This window comes from Streptoalloteichus hindustanus, from assembly GCF_900129375.1.
Lineage (GTDB): Bacteria > Actinomycetota > Actinomycetes > Mycobacteriales > Pseudonocardiaceae > Streptoalloteichus > Streptoalloteichus hindustanus.
Map to the genome: position 1 here is coordinate 211,349 of NZ_FQVN01000002.1, position 16,015 is coordinate 227,363.

Annotated in this window: 14 protein-coding genes; 4 read left to right on the forward strand and 10 right to left on the reverse strand. The window is 73.5% G+C overall.

Annotated elements, in window-relative coordinates:
* Positions 1–173: 173 nt before the first annotated feature.
* The 6 genes from pgl to tkt are packed head-to-tail and all read right to left on the reverse strand — an operon-like array spanning position 174 to position 8,574.
* Entirely contained in the window at positions 174–947 is a 774-nt protein-coding gene (pgl, locus tag BUE43_RS06565; protein ID WP_073480500.1) for a 6-phosphogluconolactonase, read from the reverse strand.
* Positions 944–2,170, reverse strand: a complete 1,227-nt coding sequence (gene opcA / locus BUE43_RS06570; RefSeq protein ID WP_083959494.1) for a glucose-6-phosphate dehydrogenase assembly protein OpcA — start codon at positions 2,168–2,170, stop codon at positions 944–946. Before opcA ends, pgl begins: the two co-directional genes overlap by 4 nt.
* Positions 2,167–3,696, reverse strand: a complete 1,530-nt coding sequence (zwf, locus tag BUE43_RS06575) for a glucose-6-phosphate dehydrogenase (RefSeq protein ID WP_073480501.1) — start codon at positions 3,694–3,696, stop codon at positions 2,167–2,169. The genes opcA and zwf overlap by 4 nt, the downstream gene beginning before the upstream one ends.
* On the reverse strand, positions 3,693–5,345 hold the full coding sequence (locus BUE43_RS06580) for a glucose-6-phosphate isomerase (RefSeq protein ID WP_073480502.1): 1,653 nt from the start codon (positions 5,343–5,345) through the stop codon (positions 3,693–3,695). The genes zwf and BUE43_RS06580 overlap by 4 nt, the downstream gene beginning before the upstream one ends.
* A 6-nt stretch (positions 5,346–5,351) precedes the next feature.
* Positions 5,352–6,464 (reverse strand): transaldolase, encoded by a 1,113-nt coding sequence (gene tal, locus BUE43_RS06585; protein ID WP_073480503.1) that lies wholly within the window; start codon positions 6,462–6,464, stop codon positions 5,352–5,354.
* A gap of 13 nt (positions 6,465–6,477) precedes the next feature.
* A complete protein-coding gene (gene tkt / locus BUE43_RS06590) occupies positions 6,478–8,574 on the reverse strand; it encodes a transketolase (RefSeq protein WP_073480504.1) in 2,097 nt (698 codons plus the stop codon).
* 301 nt (positions 8,575–8,875) lie between these two features.
* Between tkt and BUE43_RS06595 the strand changes: the two genes are divergently transcribed.
* Entirely contained in the window at positions 8,876–9,793 is a 918-nt protein-coding gene (locus BUE43_RS06595) for a heme o synthase (RefSeq protein ID WP_407697101.1), read from the forward strand.
* A 90-nt stretch (positions 9,794–9,883) separates the two neighbouring features.
* Here the strand turns inward: BUE43_RS06595 and BUE43_RS06600 are convergent, their stop codons facing one another.
* Complete coding sequence (locus tag BUE43_RS06600; RefSeq protein WP_073480506.1) at positions 9,884–10,858, reverse strand: quinone oxidoreductase family protein; 975 nt, start codon at positions 10,856–10,858, stop codon at positions 9,884–9,886.
* A gap of 143 nt (positions 10,859–11,001) precedes the next feature.
* Here BUE43_RS06600 and BUE43_RS06605 point away from each other — a divergent pair, with 143 nt between their 5' ends.
* Both BUE43_RS06605 and BUE43_RS06610 read left to right on the forward strand, forming a co-directional pair.
* Positions 11,002–11,310, forward strand: a complete 309-nt coding sequence (locus tag BUE43_RS06605; RefSeq protein WP_073480507.1) for a Rossmann-fold NAD(P)-binding domain-containing protein — start codon at positions 11,002–11,004, stop codon at positions 11,308–11,310.
* A gap of 35 nt (positions 11,311–11,345) precedes the next feature.
* Positions 11,346–12,179, forward strand: a complete 834-nt coding sequence (locus tag BUE43_RS06610) for an ATP-grasp domain-containing protein (protein ID WP_073480508.1) — start codon at positions 11,346–11,348, stop codon at positions 12,177–12,179.
* A 23-nt stretch (positions 12,180–12,202) separates the two neighbouring features.
* Here BUE43_RS06610 and BUE43_RS34080 read toward each other — a convergent pair whose 3' ends face one another.
* Positions 12,203–13,192 carry a hypothetical protein gene (locus BUE43_RS34080; RefSeq protein WP_159447701.1) on the reverse strand — a complete coding sequence of 330 codons (990 nt, stop codon included), beginning with the start codon at positions 13,190–13,192 and terminating at the stop codon, positions 12,203–12,205.
* Positions 13,193–13,283: 91 nt separating this feature from the next.
* Positions 13,284–14,042 carry an MBL fold metallo-hydrolase gene (locus BUE43_RS06615; protein WP_073480509.1) on the reverse strand — a complete coding sequence of 253 codons (759 nt, stop codon included), beginning with the start codon at positions 14,040–14,042 and terminating at the stop codon, positions 13,284–13,286.
* A gap of 402 nt (positions 14,043–14,444) precedes the next feature.
* Here BUE43_RS06615 and BUE43_RS06620 point away from each other — a divergent pair, with 402 nt between their 5' ends.
* Positions 14,445–14,915 carry a MarR family transcriptional regulator gene (locus BUE43_RS06620; RefSeq protein ID WP_073480510.1) on the forward strand — a complete coding sequence of 157 codons (471 nt, stop codon included), beginning with the start codon at positions 14,445–14,447 and terminating at the stop codon, positions 14,913–14,915.
* A 61-nt stretch (positions 14,916–14,976) separates the two neighbouring features.
* On the opposite strand, the gene BUE43_RS06625 is transcribed toward BUE43_RS06620, so the two are convergent.
* The gene (locus BUE43_RS06625; protein ID WP_073480511.1) at positions 14,977–15,954 is read right to left on the reverse strand and encodes a COX15/CtaA family protein; all 978 of its coding nucleotides are present in this window, start codon (positions 15,952–15,954) and stop codon (positions 14,977–14,979) included.
* Positions 15,955–16,015: the final 61 nt, after the last annotated feature.

Below are 16,015 nucleotides of genomic sequence, written 5' to 3' on the forward strand. Positions count from 1 at the left end.
TCCGGCATCAACCCTTTGTGGACGACGTTGCCACTTCATCCACGTTCTCTACGCAGGTCAGGAGACGGGTCCTGGACAGTCGGAGGTTCTTCCCGGACAGGGCGGAACAGAGGTGAGGGGCGAACGCCACGGCGGGTGGCCCGGGACCGGGCCACCCGCCGTGGACGGACTTCTCAGGCCGGGTGGGCCGCGCCCGGCGTCCTGCCCGCGGCCGCGTGGTCCAGCAGCCACAGCGTGCGGCGCTGGCCGCGCGCGCCCGCGGCCGGGATCTCGACCTCGTCGGCCCCGCCGAGGGCCATGGCCACCGGCCCGGCCTTGGCCGCGCCGGTGGTCAGCAGCCAGACCTCGGCCGAGGCGCGGATCGCCGGCAGGGTCAACGAGACGCGGGTGGGCGGCGGCTTCGGGCAGTTCCGCACCGCCACGACCGTGCGCTCGGTCTCGTGCACCGCGGGCGAGTCGGGGAACACCGAGGCGGTGTGCCCCTCCTCGCCGACGCCGAGCAGGCAGACGTCGAACACCGGCACCGGGCCGTGGTCGCCCGGCCCGGCCGCCCGGGCCAGCACCTCGGCGTACGCGGCGGCCGCCGCGTCCGGGTCGTCGCCGAACCGCCCGTCGGAGGCCGCGACCGCGTGCACCCGCGCCGGGTCGACCGGCACGTGGTCCAGGAACGCCTCCCTGGCCTGGGTCTCGTTGCGGTCCGGGTGCCCGGCGGGCAGGAACCGCTCGTCGCCCCAGAAGACGTCGACCCGCGACCAGTCCACCGCGTCCCGCGCCGGCGCGTCCCTGAGCTGCTCCAGCACCGCCGTCCCGGTCCGGCCGCCGGTCAGCACCAGCGACGCCGTCCCACGCGCGGCCTGCGCGTCGACCAGCGCGGTCACCAGCCGGGCCGCCACCGCGGCGGCCAGCAGCTCGGGGGTGTCGTGCACCACGACCTGGGGCTGCGTCACCGCTGCGCTCCGCTCGACTTCTTGCCGGACCGCTTCGCCGACTTGGGCGCGCTCTTGCCCCGGCCGGCCCCCTTGCCCGAGGTCGACGCGGCGCCCTTCCCGTCGGACTTCGCGGTGGCCTTCCCGTCGGCCTTCGCCGACTTCCTCGGCTCGGCCTTCGGGCCGGCCTTGGCGGGCTCGCCGGCCGGCTCCTCGGCTGTGCCCTCGGCCGGGGCCTCGGCCGTCACAGCGGCCTTCCCGGCCGCCGCGGCCTTCGCCCCGCCCGCCTTCGCCGGGACCCGCTCGGCCGGCTTGCTGACCGTGCGCGCCTGCTTGACCTTGGGCAACGCCCGCAGGGTCGCGTCGTAGACCTCGTCCGGGTCGAGCCGACGCATCTCCTCGATCAGGCAGTCCTGGTTCTCCCTGCGCTGGAGCGCGACCCGGCGCGGCGGCTGCCCCGGCTGGGTCAGCGTGCCGACGCTGCCGTCCGGCCGCACCAGCTCGACGGCGCCGGACTTCCGCTCCAGCACCACCGAGTGCATGCCCTCGCCGGCCGGCGTCTTGCGCCGGCTGACCGGGATGTCCAGGTAGGCGGCGAGCCAGCCGGCCAGCAGGTCGGTGGACGGCGAGTCCGCGCCGCCGGTCACCGTCGCCGCCGTCACCTTCTCGAACGGCGGCAGGTCCAGCGCGGCGGCCAGCAGCGCCCGCCACGTGGTGAGCCGGGTCCACGCCAGGTCGGTGTCGCCCTCGGCGTAGGAGGTGCGCCGGATGTCCAGGGCCTTGATCGGGTTCTTCTCGGCGGCGGCGTCGGTGATCCGCCGCGTCGCGAGCTGACCGATCGGGTCCTCCGCCGGCGCGGCCGGCGCGTTGCCCGGCCACCACGCCACGACCGGCGCGTCCGGCAGCAGCAGCGGCACCACGCAGCTCGCGCCCTCGTCGGCCAGCGGACCGTAGAGCCGGAGCACGACCACCTCGCTGGCCCCGGCGTCCCCGCCGACCCGGATCTGCGCGTCCAGCCGGGCCGCGGCCTTGCGCGGTCCCCTGGCCACCACGATCACCCGGCACGGGTGCTCGCGGCTGGCCTCGTTGGCCGCGTCCACGGCCGCCTCGGTCTGCTCGCCGTCGTCGGTGACGATCACCAGGGTGAGCACCCGGCCCAGGGCCACCGCGCCGCCCTGGTCCCGCAGCTCGACGAGCTTCCTGTTGACCTGCGAGGTCGTCGTCGCTGGCAGATCAATGATCACGGCCGCCTCCAGTGCCTGCCGGTCCTGGCCATCATCGCGTCCGCCGACGCCGGCCCCCACGTGCCCGCCCGGTACTGCTCGGGCGTGCCCTGCTCGGCCCAGAACCGCAGCACCGGGTCGAGGATCTGCCAGGACAGCTCGACCTCCTCGTTCACCGGGAACAGCGAGGGCTCGCCCAGCAGCACGTCCAGCAGCAGCCGCTCGTAGGCCTCCGGCGAGCTCTCGGTGAACGCGTGGCCGTAGCCGAAGTCCATCGTGACGTCGCGGACCTCCATGGTCGCGCCCGGCACCTTGGAGCCGAACCGCATCGTCACGCCCTCGTCCGGCTGCACCCGGATCACCAGGGCGTTCTGCCCCAGCTCCTCGGTCATCGTGGCGTCGAACGGCAGGTGCGGGGCGCGCTTGAACACCACCGCGATCTCGGTGACCCGGCGGCCCAGCCGCTTGCCGGTGCGCAGGTAGAACGGGACCCCCGCCCAGCGGCGGGTGTTGACCTCGCAGGTGATGGCGGCGAAGGTCTCCGTGGTGGAGCCGGGCGCGATGCCCTCCTCCTCCAGGTAGCCCAGCACCTTCTGGCCGCCCTGCCAGCCCCCGGTGTACTGCCCGTACGCCGTGGTGTCCTCGAACGGGCCGACCGGCTTGGTCGCCGACAGCACCTTGATCTTCTCCGCCCGCAGCGCCCTGGGGTGGAAGGAGCCCGGCTCCTCCATCGCCATCAGCGCCAGGAGCTGGAGCAGGTGGTTCTGGATCACGTCGCGTGCGGCGCCGATGCCGTCGTAGTAGCCGGCCCTGCCGCCGATGCCGATGTCCTCGGCCATCGTGATCTGCACGTGGTCCACGTAGTGCGCGTTCCACAGCGGCTCGAAGAGCTGGTTGGCGAAGCGCAGCGCCAGGATGTTCTGGACCGTCTCCTTGCCGAGGTAGTGGTCGATGCGGAACACCGACTCCTCGGGGAAGACCTCGTTGACGACCCGGTTGAGGTCGCGCGCGCTGGCCAGGTCGTGGCCGAACGGCTTCTCGATCACCACCCGGCGCCACTGGTCAGGGCCCTGGTCGGTGAGCCCGGAGCGGGCGAGCTGCTCGGAGACCACCGGGAAGAACGACGGCGGGATCGACAGGTAGAACGCGTGGTTGCCGCCGGTGCCGCGCTCCTCGTCCAGCTCCTTGACGGTGGCCGCGAGCGTGTCGAACGCGGCCGGGTCGTCGAAGGTGCCGGGCACGAAGCGGAAGCCCTCCGCGAGCCGGTCCCACACGGCCTGGCGGAACGGGGTGCGGGCGTGCTGCCGCACCGCCTCGTACACCACCTGGCCGAAGTCCTGGTCCGCCCAGTCCCGGCGGGCGAACCCGACCAGGCCGAAGCCCGGCGGCAGCAGCCCCCGGTTCGCCAGGTCGTAGATCGCCGGCATCAGCTTCTTGCGGGACAGGTCGCCGGTCACCCCGAAGATCACCAGACCGCACGGCCCGGCGATCCTGGGCAACCGCTTGTCCCGCTCGTCCCGAAGCGGGTTGCTCCAGGCCTGTGTCACGCCTTGACCTCCTGCACAGCCTTGATGAGGTGGGACAGGCCGGCGATCCGGTCGGTCAGGTGCAGCCGCAGCACCGGACGCCCGTGCTCGGCCAGCACCTGGCCGTCGCCGAGCGCCTGCGCCCGCTGCAGCTCACCGAGCGTGTACGGCCGGCCCGGCACCGGCAGGTCCGCGTCGACCGCGCCGGTGACCTGCAGGAACACGCCGTTCTGGTGGCCGCCCTTGTGGTACTGCCCGGTGGAGTGCAGGAACCGCGGTCCCCACCCGAAGGTGGTCTGCACCCCGCAGCGCCGCGCCAGCTCGGTCCGCAGCAGCGCGATCGAGGCGTCGTCGATCCGGTCCAGGTACGCCTGCACGGCCACGTAGCCGTGGTCGGGCGTGGCCGCGAGCAGCGCGCGCAGCGCGTCGGCCACGGTCGCCACGCCCGGCGAGAGCCAGGAGCCGCCCGAGGCGTAGACCTCGACCGGGCCGTCGACCAGCGTCGGCGTGACCGCCGGGCCGGCGGGCGACTGCTCGTCCAGCAACGCGCGCGCGGCCTTCTTCGCGGCCTCCACGTCCGGCTGGTCGAACGGGTTGATCCCGAGCAGCCGGCCGACCAGGGCCGTGGCGTACTCCCACAGCAGGAACTGCCCGCCGAGCGAGCCGGTGGTGCTGATCCGCGCGTCGCCCTGGGCGGGGCCGACCGCGACCGGGGTCGCGTCGTCGCGGGCGTCGGCGAAGCCCGGCGCGTCCGGGCCCTCGACCGCCACCGGGAGCAGGCCGGTGCCCTCCTTGCCGGTGGACTCGGCGATCAGCTGCTCGGCCCAGTCGGCGAAGCCGGTGATCCCGGAGCCGGTGTCGGCGAGCACGACCTTCTCCGCGCCGGTCGCGTGGGCCGCGCCCAGCGCCGCGGCGAGCCGGACCGCGGGGTTGTCGGCGTCGTCCGCGGCCAGCCGGCCGGCCGCCGCCGCGGCGTCGTCGAGCAGGCCGGCGATGTCGGCGCCGGCCAGCCCGGCCGGGACCAGGCCGAACGCGGTCAGCGCCGAGTAGCGGCCGCCCACGTGCGGGTCGGCCAGGAACACCTTGCGGTACCCGGCCTCCTCGGCCAGCGCCGCCAACGGCGAGCCCGGATCGGTCACCACCACGATGCGCGATCCTGCATCGATTCCGTCTTGTGCGAAAGCACTTTCGAAGATCCGGCGGTGGCTGTCGGTCTCGACGGTGGAGCCGGACTTGGACGACACCACGAGCACGGTGCGCCGAAGGTCGCCGGCCAGGGCCTCGGCGACCTGGCCGGGGTCGGTGGTGTCCAGCACGACCAGCGGCACGCCCGCGGTCGCGCAGATGACCTCGGGGGCCAGCGAGGAGCCGCCCATGCCGGCCAGCACGACCCGGTCCACGCCCTCGGCGCGCAGCTCGGCGGCCAGGGCGTCGATCTCGGCCAGCAGCGGCCGGGAGGTCTCGTGCAGCGTGGTCCATGCCAGGCGGATCGACGCCTCGGGCTCGGCGTCCGGGCCCCAGAGGGTGGCGTCCTGGGTGGTCAGCCTGCTGGCGGCCCGCTCGCCGACCAACTGGTCGGCGAGCGGGGCCGCGTCAGCAGCGAGTCCACTGTGGACGATGTCGACGGCGATGGCGGCGTGCGACTCCGACGAGCGGATCTCGGTGCTCATCCGGTTTCAGCCCTTCGTCCGGTCGAGCTGCTCGGTGACGGTCTCCAGGAGCTCGGCCCAGGACTTCTCGAACTTCTCCACGCCCTCGCGCTCCAGCACCGCGAACACGTCGTCGAAGTCCACGCCGGCCTCGGTCAGCGCGTCGAAGACCTCCTGCGCCGCCTCGCCGCGGCCGGTGACGGTGTCGCCGGTGATCTCGCCGTGGTCGGCGACGGCGAGCAGCGTCTTCTCCGGCATGGTGTTCACCACGGCCGGGGCGACCAGCTCGTCCACGTAGCGGGTGTCGGAGTAGGCCGGGTCCTTCACGCCGGTGGAGGCCCACAGCGGGCGCTGCGGTCGGGCGCCGGCCTGGGCCAGCTCACGCCACCGCTGGCCGCCGAAGACCTCCTCGTAGGCGACGTAGGCGAGCCGGGCGTTGGCGATGGCGGCCTCGCCGCGCAGCGCCTCGGCCTCCGGCGTGCCCAGCTCGCCGATCCGCTTGTCGATCTCGGTGTCCACCCTGGACACGAAGAACGACGCGACCGAGGCGATCTGGGACAGGTCGTGGCCATTGGCCCTGGCCTGCTCCAGACCGGCGAGGAAGGCGTCCATCACCGCGCGGTACCGCTCCACCGAGAAGATCAGCGTGACGTTGACGCTGATGCCCTCGGCCAGCACCCGGGTGATCGCCGGCAGGCCGGCGACGGTGGCCGGGATCTTCACCATCAGGTTCGGCCGGTCCACCGTCTTCCACAGGTCGAGCGCCTCGGCGACGGTGCGCTCGGTGTCGTGCGCCAGCCTCGGGTCCACCTCGATGGACACCCGGCCGTCCAGCCCCTCGGTCCGCTCCCAGGTGGCGCGGAACAGGTCGCAGGCGTTGCGCACGTCGGTCGTGGTGATCTCCCGCACGGCCTGGTCCACCGACGCGCCCCTGGCGGCCAGCTCCCGCACCTGCGGGTCGTAGGACTCGCCCTTGGACAGGGCGGCGGCGAAGATCGTCGGGTTCGTCGTCACGCCGACGACGTGCTGGTCGCGCACGAGCGCGGCCAGGTTGCCCGACTCCAGCCGCTCCCTGGACAGGTCGTCGAGCCAGATCGAGACACCGGCCTCGCTCAGCGCGGCCAGTCGGTTGTTGCTCACGTCAGTCACTCCCTCACGCCTCGCGGGTCCGGCCCAGGCTGCGCCGGGCCGCGTCGACCACGGCCTCGGTGGTGAGCCCGAACTCGCGGTACAGGGTCTGGTAGTCGGCAGAGGCCCCGAAGTGGTCGATCGACACCGTCTCGCCGGCGTCGCCGACGAAGCGGTGCCAGGGCATGGCGATGCCGGCCTCGACCGACACCCGAGCCCTGACCGACGCCGGCAGGACCTGCTCCCGGTAGGACTCGTCCTGCGCGTCGAACCACTCCACGCACGGCATCGAGACCACACGGGCGGCAACGCCGTCGGCGGCCAGAACCTTCCTGGCCTCCACCGCGATCTGCACCTCGGAGCCGGTGGCGATCAGGATCACGTCCGGCTGGCCGTTCTCGGCGTCGGCCAGCACGTAGCCGCCCCTGGCGACGCCCTCGGCGCTGGTGCCCTCGAGGGTCGGCACGTTCTGCCTGGTCAGGGCGAGGCCGGCGGGCGCGTCGGTGCGCTCCAGGATCGCCTTCCACGCCGCGGCGGTCTCGTTGGCGTCGGCCGGCCGCACCACGGACAGGCCGGGGATGCCGCGCAGCGCGGCGAGGTGCTCGATCGGCTGGTGCGTCGGGCCGTCCTCGCCGAGGCCGATCGAGTCGTGCGTCCACACGTAGACGACCGGGGCCTTCATCAGCGCGGCCAGCCGCACCGCCGGACGCATGTAGTCGCTGAACACCAGGAAGGTGCCGCCGTAGGGGCGGGTGCCGCCGTGCAGCGCGATGCCGTTGAGGATCGCGCCCATCGCGTGCTCCCGGACGCCGAAGTGCAGCGTCCTGCCGTACGGGTTGGCCTTCCACTCCCTGGTGGAGATCTCCTCCGGGCCGAAGGAGTCGGCGCCCTTGATCGTGGTGTTGTTGCTCTCCGCCAGGTCGGCCGAGCCGCCCCACAGCTCGGGCAGCACCTCGCCGAGCGCGGCGAGCACCTCGCCGGAGGCCTTGCGGGTGGCCATGCCCTTGGGGTCGGGCTCCCAGCTCGGGAGCTTGCTCTCCCAGCCCTCCGGCAGGTCCCGCTTGCTCAGCCGCTCCAGCAGCGCGCAGCGCTCCGGGTTGGCCTCCGCCCAGGCGTCGAACGCCTTCTGCCACTCGGCGTGGGCGGCGCGCCCGCGCTCCACCACGCCGCGGACGTGCGCCAGCACGTCGTCGTCGACCTGGAAGGTGCGCTGCGGGTCGAAGCCCAGGATCTCCTTGATCCGGGCGATCTCCTCGTCGCCCAGCGCGGAGCCGTGCGACTTGCCGGTGTTCATCTTGGTCGGCGCCGGGTAGGCGATCACCGTGCGCAGGATGATGATCGACGGCCGCTCGGTCTCGGCCTTGGCCGCCTCCAGCGCCTCCAGGATGGCGGTGACGTTCTCGCCGCCGTCCACGTGCTGCACGTGCCAGCCGTAGGCCTCGTAGCGCTTGCCCACGTCCTCGCCGAGCGCGATCCGGGTGTCGTCCTCGATGGAGATCCGGTTGTCGTCGTAGATGACGACCAGGTTGCCCAGCTTCTGCACGCCGGCGATCGAGGACGCCTCGGAGGTCACGCCCTCCTCGATGTCGCCGTCGGAGGCGATCACGTAGACGTGGTGGTCGAACGGGCTCTGCCCGGGCGCGGCCTCCGGGTCGTACAGGCCGCGCTCGCGGCGGGCCGCCATGGCCATGCCGACCGCCGAGGACAGTCCCTGGCCCAGCGGGCCGGTCGTGATCTCGATGCCCGGCGCGTGCCAGTACTCCGGGTGGCCGGGGGTCTTGGAGCCCCACGTGCGCAGCGCCTTGATGTCCTCCAGCTCCAGGCCGTACCCGCACAGGTACAGCTGGAGGTAGAGCGTGAGGCTGCTGTGGCCGGCGGAGAGGATGAACCGGTCGCGGCCGATCCACTCCGGGTCGCTCGGGTCGTGCCGCATGACGCGCTGGAACAACGCGTACGCGGCCGGCGCGAGGCTCATCGCGGTTCCAGGGTGGCCGTTGCCCACCTTCTGCACGGCGTCGGCGGCGAGCACCCGGACGGTGTCGACCCCGCGCCGGTCCAGCTCCGTCCAGTCGGCCGGCGTGCTGGGGGTGGTCAGACGGGTGAGTTCGTCGGTGACGGACACGGACGCTGCTCCCACTTCAGTTGATTCGCGGGGGGCGTGGACGACGTACGAGGGGGATGTCGTCGTCCGGCCCGTCCCGCTGGTTCTCCCTCGTCCGCGGGTCAGCCTAGTCCGGGTCCGCTGATCGCGTGATCCGCACGCCACCACCCACGCGGGGCGAAGCACCCCGGCGGGTGGATGGTTGAGTAGTGCGACTACCATTCCCCACGGCCCACTGTCCAGGGTCGACACCCGAACCGACGAGGAGTCCCATGCCGCCGGTGAGCGCTGCGCGGGGGGCGCTGTGAGCACCGCCGTCGAGCTGCCCACAGCCTCCCGAGCCCGCACCCCGGGCGATCTGCTCCGGGCGTACGTGGGCTTGGTCAAGCCGCGGGTCATCGAGCTGTTGCTGGTGACCACCATCCCGGCGATGTTGTTGGCCCAGCGCGGACTTCCGCCGCTCGGGACCTTCTTCGCCACCCTGGTGGGCGGCATCATGGCCGCCGGCAGCGCGAACGCGTTGAACTGCGTCGCCGACGCCGATATCGACTCGGTGATGAAACGCACGAAGGTGCGGCCGCTGCCCAAGCACAGCGTGAGCACGCGCCACGCGCTGGTGTTCGGGCTGGTGCTCGGCGTCGCGTCCTTCGTGTTCCTGTGGGCGACCACGAACCTGCTGGCCGGCGTGCTGGCCGTGGCCACGATCCTGTTCTACGTCCTCGTCTACACCCTGGTGCTCAAGCGCCGGACGGCGCAGAACGTGGTGTGGGGCGGCGCGGCGGGCTGCATGCCGGTGGTGATCGGCTGGTCGGCGGTCACCGGCACCGTGGAGTGGCCGGCGCTGGTGATGTTCGGCATCGTCTTCTTCTGGACGCCGCCGCACACCTGGGCGCTGGCCACGAAGTTCAAGGACGACTACCGCAGGGCCGGCGTGCCGATGCTGCCGGTCGTCGCGACCCCGGTCCAGGTGACCCGGCAGATCGTGCTCTACACGTGGGCGACGGTGCTGTGGTCGCTGCTGCTGGTGCCGGCCACGAGCTGGCTCTACGCGGTCTCCGCCGTGGTCGCCGGCGCCTGGTTCCTGGTGGTGGCCCACCGGCTGCACGCCGCCACGAAGCGCGGGGCGAAGACCAACCCGATGAAGCTGTTCCACCTCTCGAACACGTACCTGATGCTGGTGTGCGTGGGGATGTCGGTGGACTCGCTGCTCGGCTGGCCGGCCCTCGGCTGGCCCTTCTGAGTCCTCCGCGAGACCTGAAACAACCCAGGGGGCCTTCCGTCACATGACGGAAGGCCCCCTGGTGGTTTTCCCGGTGATCAGACCTGGAGATCAGCGGGGGAGGAGCACGAGCTTGCCGGTCGTGCGCCGACCCTGGAGGTCGGCGTGGGCGGTGGCCGCCTCGGCCAGCGGGTAGCGGTGCCCGACGCGGATGGTCAGCGTCCCCTCGGCGATGGCCCGGAACACGTCCCCGGCCCGCCAGGTCAGCTCCTCCCTGGACGCGACGTGGTGCTTGAGGGTCGGCCGGGTGAGGAACACCGACCCCGCGGCGTTGAGCCGCTGCGGGTCCACCGGCGGCACCGGCCCGCTGGCCGCCCCGAACAGCGCCAGGACGCCCCGGGGCCGCAGGCTCGCCAGGCTGGCGTCGAAGGTGGTCGCGCCGACCCCGTCGTACACCGCGGCGACGCCCGCGCCGTCGGTCAGGCGGCGCACCTCGGCGGCCAGGTCGTCCGTCTCGGTGTACCGGATCACCTCGTCGGCGCCCGCCTCCCGCGCCAGCCGCTCCTTCTCCTCGGTGGAGACGGTGCCGATCACCCGGCCGCCCAGCGCCTTCACGAACTGGGTCAGCGCCAGGCCCATCCCGCCGGCGGCGGCGTGCACCAGCACCGCGTCGCCCTGCCGCACCGGGTAGGTGGAGTGGGTCAGGTAGTGCGCGGTCATCCCCTGCAACAACGCGCCGCCCGCGATCTCCAGGTCCACCCCGTCCGGCACCGCGATCGCGTCGCTGACCGGCACCACCGCGTGCTCGGCGTAGCTGCCGAGCGTGTTGCCCCAGGCCACCCGGTCGCCCACCGCGAACTCCGTGACGCCCTCGCCGACCGCGACGACGCGGCCGGCGCCCTCCAGCCCCGGTGTGAACGGCAGCGGCAGCGGGTACGCGCCGGTCCGGTGGTAGGTGTCGATGTAGTTGACCCCGGCCGCGGCCACCTCGACCAGCACCTCGCCGGCGCCCGGCGTCGGCGCGTCGACCTCGGCCGACTCCAGCACCTCGGGACCGCCGTGGGACCGCACCACCACTGCCCGCATCGGGCCTCCTCACCGCTCGTGATCGTCTCGCCTGTCGTCCTGTCCGGCACAACATCCACTCGCCCCCGGGCTGTTCCCGGCTGACAGGTGATCGGCTCCGGCTTTGTCGACCATCGCGGCTACTCGCGGGTTAGGCTCCGCTCGTGTCTGATCAGACTGCCGCCAGCCAGCCCCCCGCCGCCCCCGCGTCGGCGGTGAACGCGGCCCGCCGGTTCGTCGCCGAGCACGGCAGGACCGGCCGCGCCGTGGTCCAGTACCTGGGGCGCAAGGGCGCCCGCGTCACCCTGGTCGGCGAGGACGGCGCGCTCGGCGACGTCGTCGTGGCCGACGTGGCGACCGGTGAGGCCGTCGTCGCCGCCGTGGAGGGCCTGGAGCTGACCGGCTGGGACCTGGAGACCACCGCCCAGGTCAAGATCGGGCCGCGGCACCGGCACCGGATGGCCGGGCGGTGAGCCGTCCTCGCGTCCTGCTCGCGACCTGTGCGGCGATGCCCGTCTCCGAGCCCGACGACGCCGGTTTGCCGGCCGCGTTGGCGGAGGTGGGCGTCGACGCCGCGTTCGCGCCGTGGGACGACGAGGACGCCGGCTTCGCCGAGGCCGACCTGGTGGTGATCCGCGCGACCTGGGACTACACCCTGCGCCGCAAGGAGTTCCTCGCCTGGTGCGACTCGGTGCCGCGCCTGGCGAACCGGGCGGACGTGGTGCGGTGGAACACCGACAAGTCCTACCTCGTCGACCTCGCGGCCGACGGGGTGGCGGTGGTGCCCACCGAGCTCGTCCCGCCGGGCGCTGTCCCGGACTGGCCGGACGTCGAGGTCGTGGTGAAGCCGGCGGTCGGCGCCGGTTCGCGCGGCACGCGCCGGTTCGCCCCCGACCAGCGGGCGCTGGCCGAGAGCCACCTGGCCGAGCTGCACACCGACCGCGGTCTCGCGCTCGTGCAGCCCTACCAGCCGGCGGTGGCCGCCGAGGGGGAGACCTCGCTGGTCTACCTGGGCGGCGTCTACTCGCACTCGTTCCACAAGGGACCGATGCTGGGCGACGCGACGTCCGGCCCGTACCTCGCGGAGCGGCTGACGGCGACCACGCCGACGGCGGAGCAGCGCGAGCTGGCCGAGAACACCCTGGACGCGGTGGCGGCCCGGTTCGGGCTGCGTCGCGGCGACCTCGTGTCCGCGCGGGTCGACGTGCTGCGGGGGGCCGACGGCCGACAGCTCCTGCTGGAGCTGGAGTTGATCGAGCCCTCGTTGGGCTTCGGCCAGACCGGGCCGGAGGCGCCCGCCCGGTACGCCTCGGCGGTCCGCCTCGCGCTGTCCGCGCTCTGACCCCGATCCCAGCTCGGCCGCCCTCAGGTGTGACGGGCCGCTGGTTGGGCGGCGGGCTGCGGGGCTGGTTGCTGGATCGGAGTTGGCTGCTGGGCCGGAGCTGGTTGCTGGACCGCCGGCGTTCCCCGGGGATTCGGGGCTGACGGCGACGCCGGAGGTCCGGCGGTGGGCTGGGGTGGCGGCGCGCTCGGGGCGGGGGAGGAGCCGGGGGCTGGCGTGACGGGCTGAGGCTGTGCGCTCGCCGTCCCGGCGGGTGAACTCGGGGAACCAGGCTCGGGCTGGGCCGGCGGAGGGTTCGTTGGGGTTGGTTGTGGGGCCTCGGGAGCGGCGGGGGCCGCCGGCGGTTCGGGAACTGGTTGGGGCGCCGGGGTGTCCGCGCCCGGGCTCTCGGCGGTGTCGGGGGCCGGAGTGCCGGCGGTGCCCTGCGCGGGCGCCGGGGACTGGACGACATCGGGCTGGGGCGCGGGCTCGGTGTCCGAAGTGGACTGTGGCTCCGGTGCGCCGGGGTCGGTCTGGTCCGCTGGCGGCTCCGAGCTGGGCTGGGGTTCGGCCGAACCACCGACGGGTTGGGGCTCGGGCTGGGGCTGGGGTTGGGGCTCGGGTTCTGGCTGGGGTTGCTCGGCGGCCGGCTCCGGCTGCCTGTCCGGCTGGTCGGCCGCGGGCTCCGCGCTCTGGGGCTCCGGCTTGGGCGCCAGGGCCTCCTTGTCCACATAGGACGAGTCCTGCAGTTCCAGGAAGGTCTTCTCCTGTCTTCCCTTCGTCCAGGCGTTGCAGCGGACCCAGCCGTCCTCGTCGGGGCAGAAGCCGCCGCTGACCGTCCGCGAGGTGCGCTCGACGCATCCCTCGTGGTAGCCGTCGACCAGGTACACGTTGTTGCGGTCGACCTCGACGTAGCGCGCCGCGTCCGGCGAGACGTGGACGCATTCGGGCCGCGCCGCCGCCGAGGGCGTCACGAGCAGGGCGGGCGCGACGGCCAGACCAACCGCGACCGAGCCCGCGAGCTTCCCCCGCATGAATTCCTCCGATCCTGGGTGAGCCAGACACGGATCGGACGGGCCACTCGTGATCTTGAGGCGCGGTCGCGATCTCCCACCCGAAGGGGGGTCACGCCGAGAGGAGCGAGTACACGTCGCCCTCGCGGGCGCAGTGCGTGCGGCCCCCGAAGGCCACCTCGGCGCGCCGCGTGGCCTCCCCTGGGGTGAGCGACGGGCCGACGTGGGTGACGACGAGGCGGCCGGCGCCGGCGCGGCGCGCGGTCTCTCCCGCGTCCTCCGGGGTGCAGTGCCAGCGGGGCTCGCCGGCCGGCCAGGTGCTGGAGTCGGCCTCGCAGAGCAGCAGGTCGACGCCCCTGGCCAGGTCCTCCAGCGCCGCGCACGGGCCGGTGTCGCCGGAGTAGGCCAGGCTGCGCCCGCCGTGCTCGGCGCGCAGCCCGAACGCCGGCAGGCCGTGCTCCACCGCGCGACTGGTCAGCCGCAGCCCGGCCAGGTCGACCTCGTGCCCGTCGTGCAGCTCGTGCACCTCGAACACCCGCTTCATCGGGTTGGGCTGACCGCTGGCGAGGAAGGCCTCCATGCGCTCGGCCCAGCCGGGCGGCCCGAAGACCGGGATCGGCGCGGCGGGGGACAGGTCGGCGAAGGCCAGGGCGTAGTAGGCGGTCAGCAGGTCGGCGGTGTGGTCGGCGTGCGTGTGCGACAGCCAGACCGCCGAGAGCTGGTCGGGTCGGAGGTGGCGTTGGAGGTTCGCCAGAGTGCCCGGTCCGGCGTCCACCCAGACGGTGGTCCCGGCCGCGCGCAGGAGGTACCCGGAACAGGCCTGGTCCGGCCGGGGGTAGGGCGTCGCCGTGCCCAGGACCACCAGTTCCATGCCCACCTCACGCGTTCTTCCACGACCGGGTGAGGGAGAAGGTAACCAGCGGGTCACCCCGTTGTCGATCTTCCTGGTTCTGGCTCTGCCCCTGGTCAGCTCTGGCTCTGGCCCGCGTCCGCGCGCCGTCCGCTCTCCCAGGACAGCCCCCACCCGCCCTGGGGGGCGAGCCCCGCTCCAGCCTATCGGCTCCCCGCGCCGCGCTCCACGGGCAAAGCGTCGCCTGTGGACAACTGCCCCGGAACCCGGCCCGCGTTCACCCGACGATCGGGTTGTTGTGGACAGGATCACGGGTCTGTGGACAACTTCCCCTGTTGATCACATGGTGCACCCTGGTTAGTCTGCGGTTTCAGTGTCCACTGAAAAGTGGGTCAAGGGCCCACCGGAGCAGAGGGAGCGGCCATGGCGCGGGAAGACCTGCTGGCGTCCTGGGTTGAGCACTTCGCGATGACCTTCGAGCGGGACGGCCTACCGCTCATCGCCGGCCGCATCCTCGGGTACCTGCTGGTCTGCAACCCACCCGAGCGCACGGCCGCCGAGCTGTCCGCCGCGCTGGAGGCGAGCAGCGGTTCGATCAGCACCAACCTGCGCCTGCTCGGCGGCAACGGCCTGGTGCGGAAGATGACCCGCCGGGGCCGGCTCGCCGCCCTGTACCGGGTGGACGAGCAGCGCTGGGTGGACTTCGTGCAGGGCCGGCTGGAGGCGATCGCCGGCGTCCGCGAGCTCACCGCCGGCGGTCTGCGCCTGATGTCGGGCGACCCCGAGCGGGCCGAGCGGCTCCGGACGGTCGACGAGGTCTACGGCTCGCTGTCCGGCGCGCTCGACGACCTCCGGCGGCGGCTCCAGCACACCCGCGACGCTCAGCGCGCCTGACCACCGCGCCCCAGGGTTTCACCGCCCCGGGATCACCGCGCCTCAGGCCACCGCTGGTGTCTCAGGCGGCGGTGGTGGCCGGAGCGTCCGCCGTCCGGCCGGAGGCCGGGGTGGGCGGCGCCGGGATCGGGCCGTAGTCGCGGGTCGCGGTCCACAACGCCGCGGTGGCCACGACGACCACCCCCGCGCCCAGGACGTGGATGGCGGCCAGCACCTCGGGCACGCCGGTCCAGTACTGGACCATGCCGAGGCAGCCCTGCGCGAGGACGACGCCGATCAGCCACCAGTACCGCGACCAGATCCGCCGGTCCACGCCGCTGGCGCGCAGGCCGAAGCCGAGGCCGACGAGCACGCCGAGGTAGAGGAAGAGCAGGTCGGCGTGCACCTGGGCCAGCGTGGCGATCGGCAGGTCGAGCCGGGGCGTCTTCGAGTCGCCGGAGTGCGGCCCGGCCGAGGTCACCAGGGTGCCCGCGACGAGCAGCGCGGCCAGCACCCCGGCGTTGGCCACCTGGAGCGCGCGCAGCGGCCGGGGCACCAGCCGCCGCACCGGACCCTCGCCCTCGCCGACCGCGCGGAGCAGCAGCACGGCGAGCCACACCAGGACCATCGAGACCAGGAAGTGGACCGCCACCGACCACCAGACCAGGCCGGTCAGCACGGTGAAGCCGCCGATGACCGCCTGCGCCGCGACCCCCGCCGGCATGCTCGCCGCCAGCCACACCAGACGTCGGCGGCGGGGCCGCACGAGCAGCGCGGCGATCAGGCAGGCCGCGCCGACGAAGCCGACCACGCCGGTCAGCAGCCGGTTGGAGAACTCGACCCACTGGTTGAACGCGTGGAACTCGGGGTGCGCGACCGGGGTGAGGCTGCCGGGGAAGCACTCGGGCCAGGTCGGGCAGCCCAGCCCGGACCCGGTCACCCTGACCACCGAGCCGGTCACCGCGATGCCCGCCTGCGTGATCACCGCGGCGACGGCGAACGCGCGCTGCAGGGCGAGGGACGGGGCGGGGAGGCGGGAGAACCAGGAGAAGGCTGGCACGGTGGCGATGGTAGGTGGTGTGGCTACATGTCCCGGCGGCGGGTCGCCCCGAATGCGGTCC

What these genes read in the sequence shown, in the direction of transcription:
- BUE43_RS06580 (WP_073480502.1), bottom strand. Translation starts at nt 5,345, where the DNA reads ATGAGCACCGAGATCCGCTCGTCGGAGTCGCACGCCGCCATCGCCGTC.
- BUE43_RS06600 (WP_073480506.1), bottom strand. Translation starts at nt 10,858, where the DNA reads ATGCGGGCAGTGGTGGTGCGGTCCCACGGCGGTCCCGAGGTGCTGGAG.
- BUE43_RS06610 (WP_073480508.1), top strand. Translation starts at nt 11,346, where the DNA reads ATGCCCGTCTCCGAGCCCGACGACGCCGGTTTGCCGGCCGCGTTGGCG.
- BUE43_RS34080 (WP_159447701.1), bottom strand. Translation starts at nt 13,192, where the DNA reads ATGCGGGGGAAGCTCGCGGGCTCGGTCGCGGTTGGTCTGGCCGTCGCG.
- BUE43_RS06615 (WP_073480509.1), bottom strand. Translation starts at nt 14,042, where the DNA reads ATGGAACTGGTGGTCCTGGGCACGGCGACGCCCTACCCCCGGCCGGAC.
- BUE43_RS06620 (WP_073480510.1), top strand. Translation starts at nt 14,445, where the DNA reads ATGGCGCGGGAAGACCTGCTGGCGTCCTGGGTTGAGCACTTCGCGATG.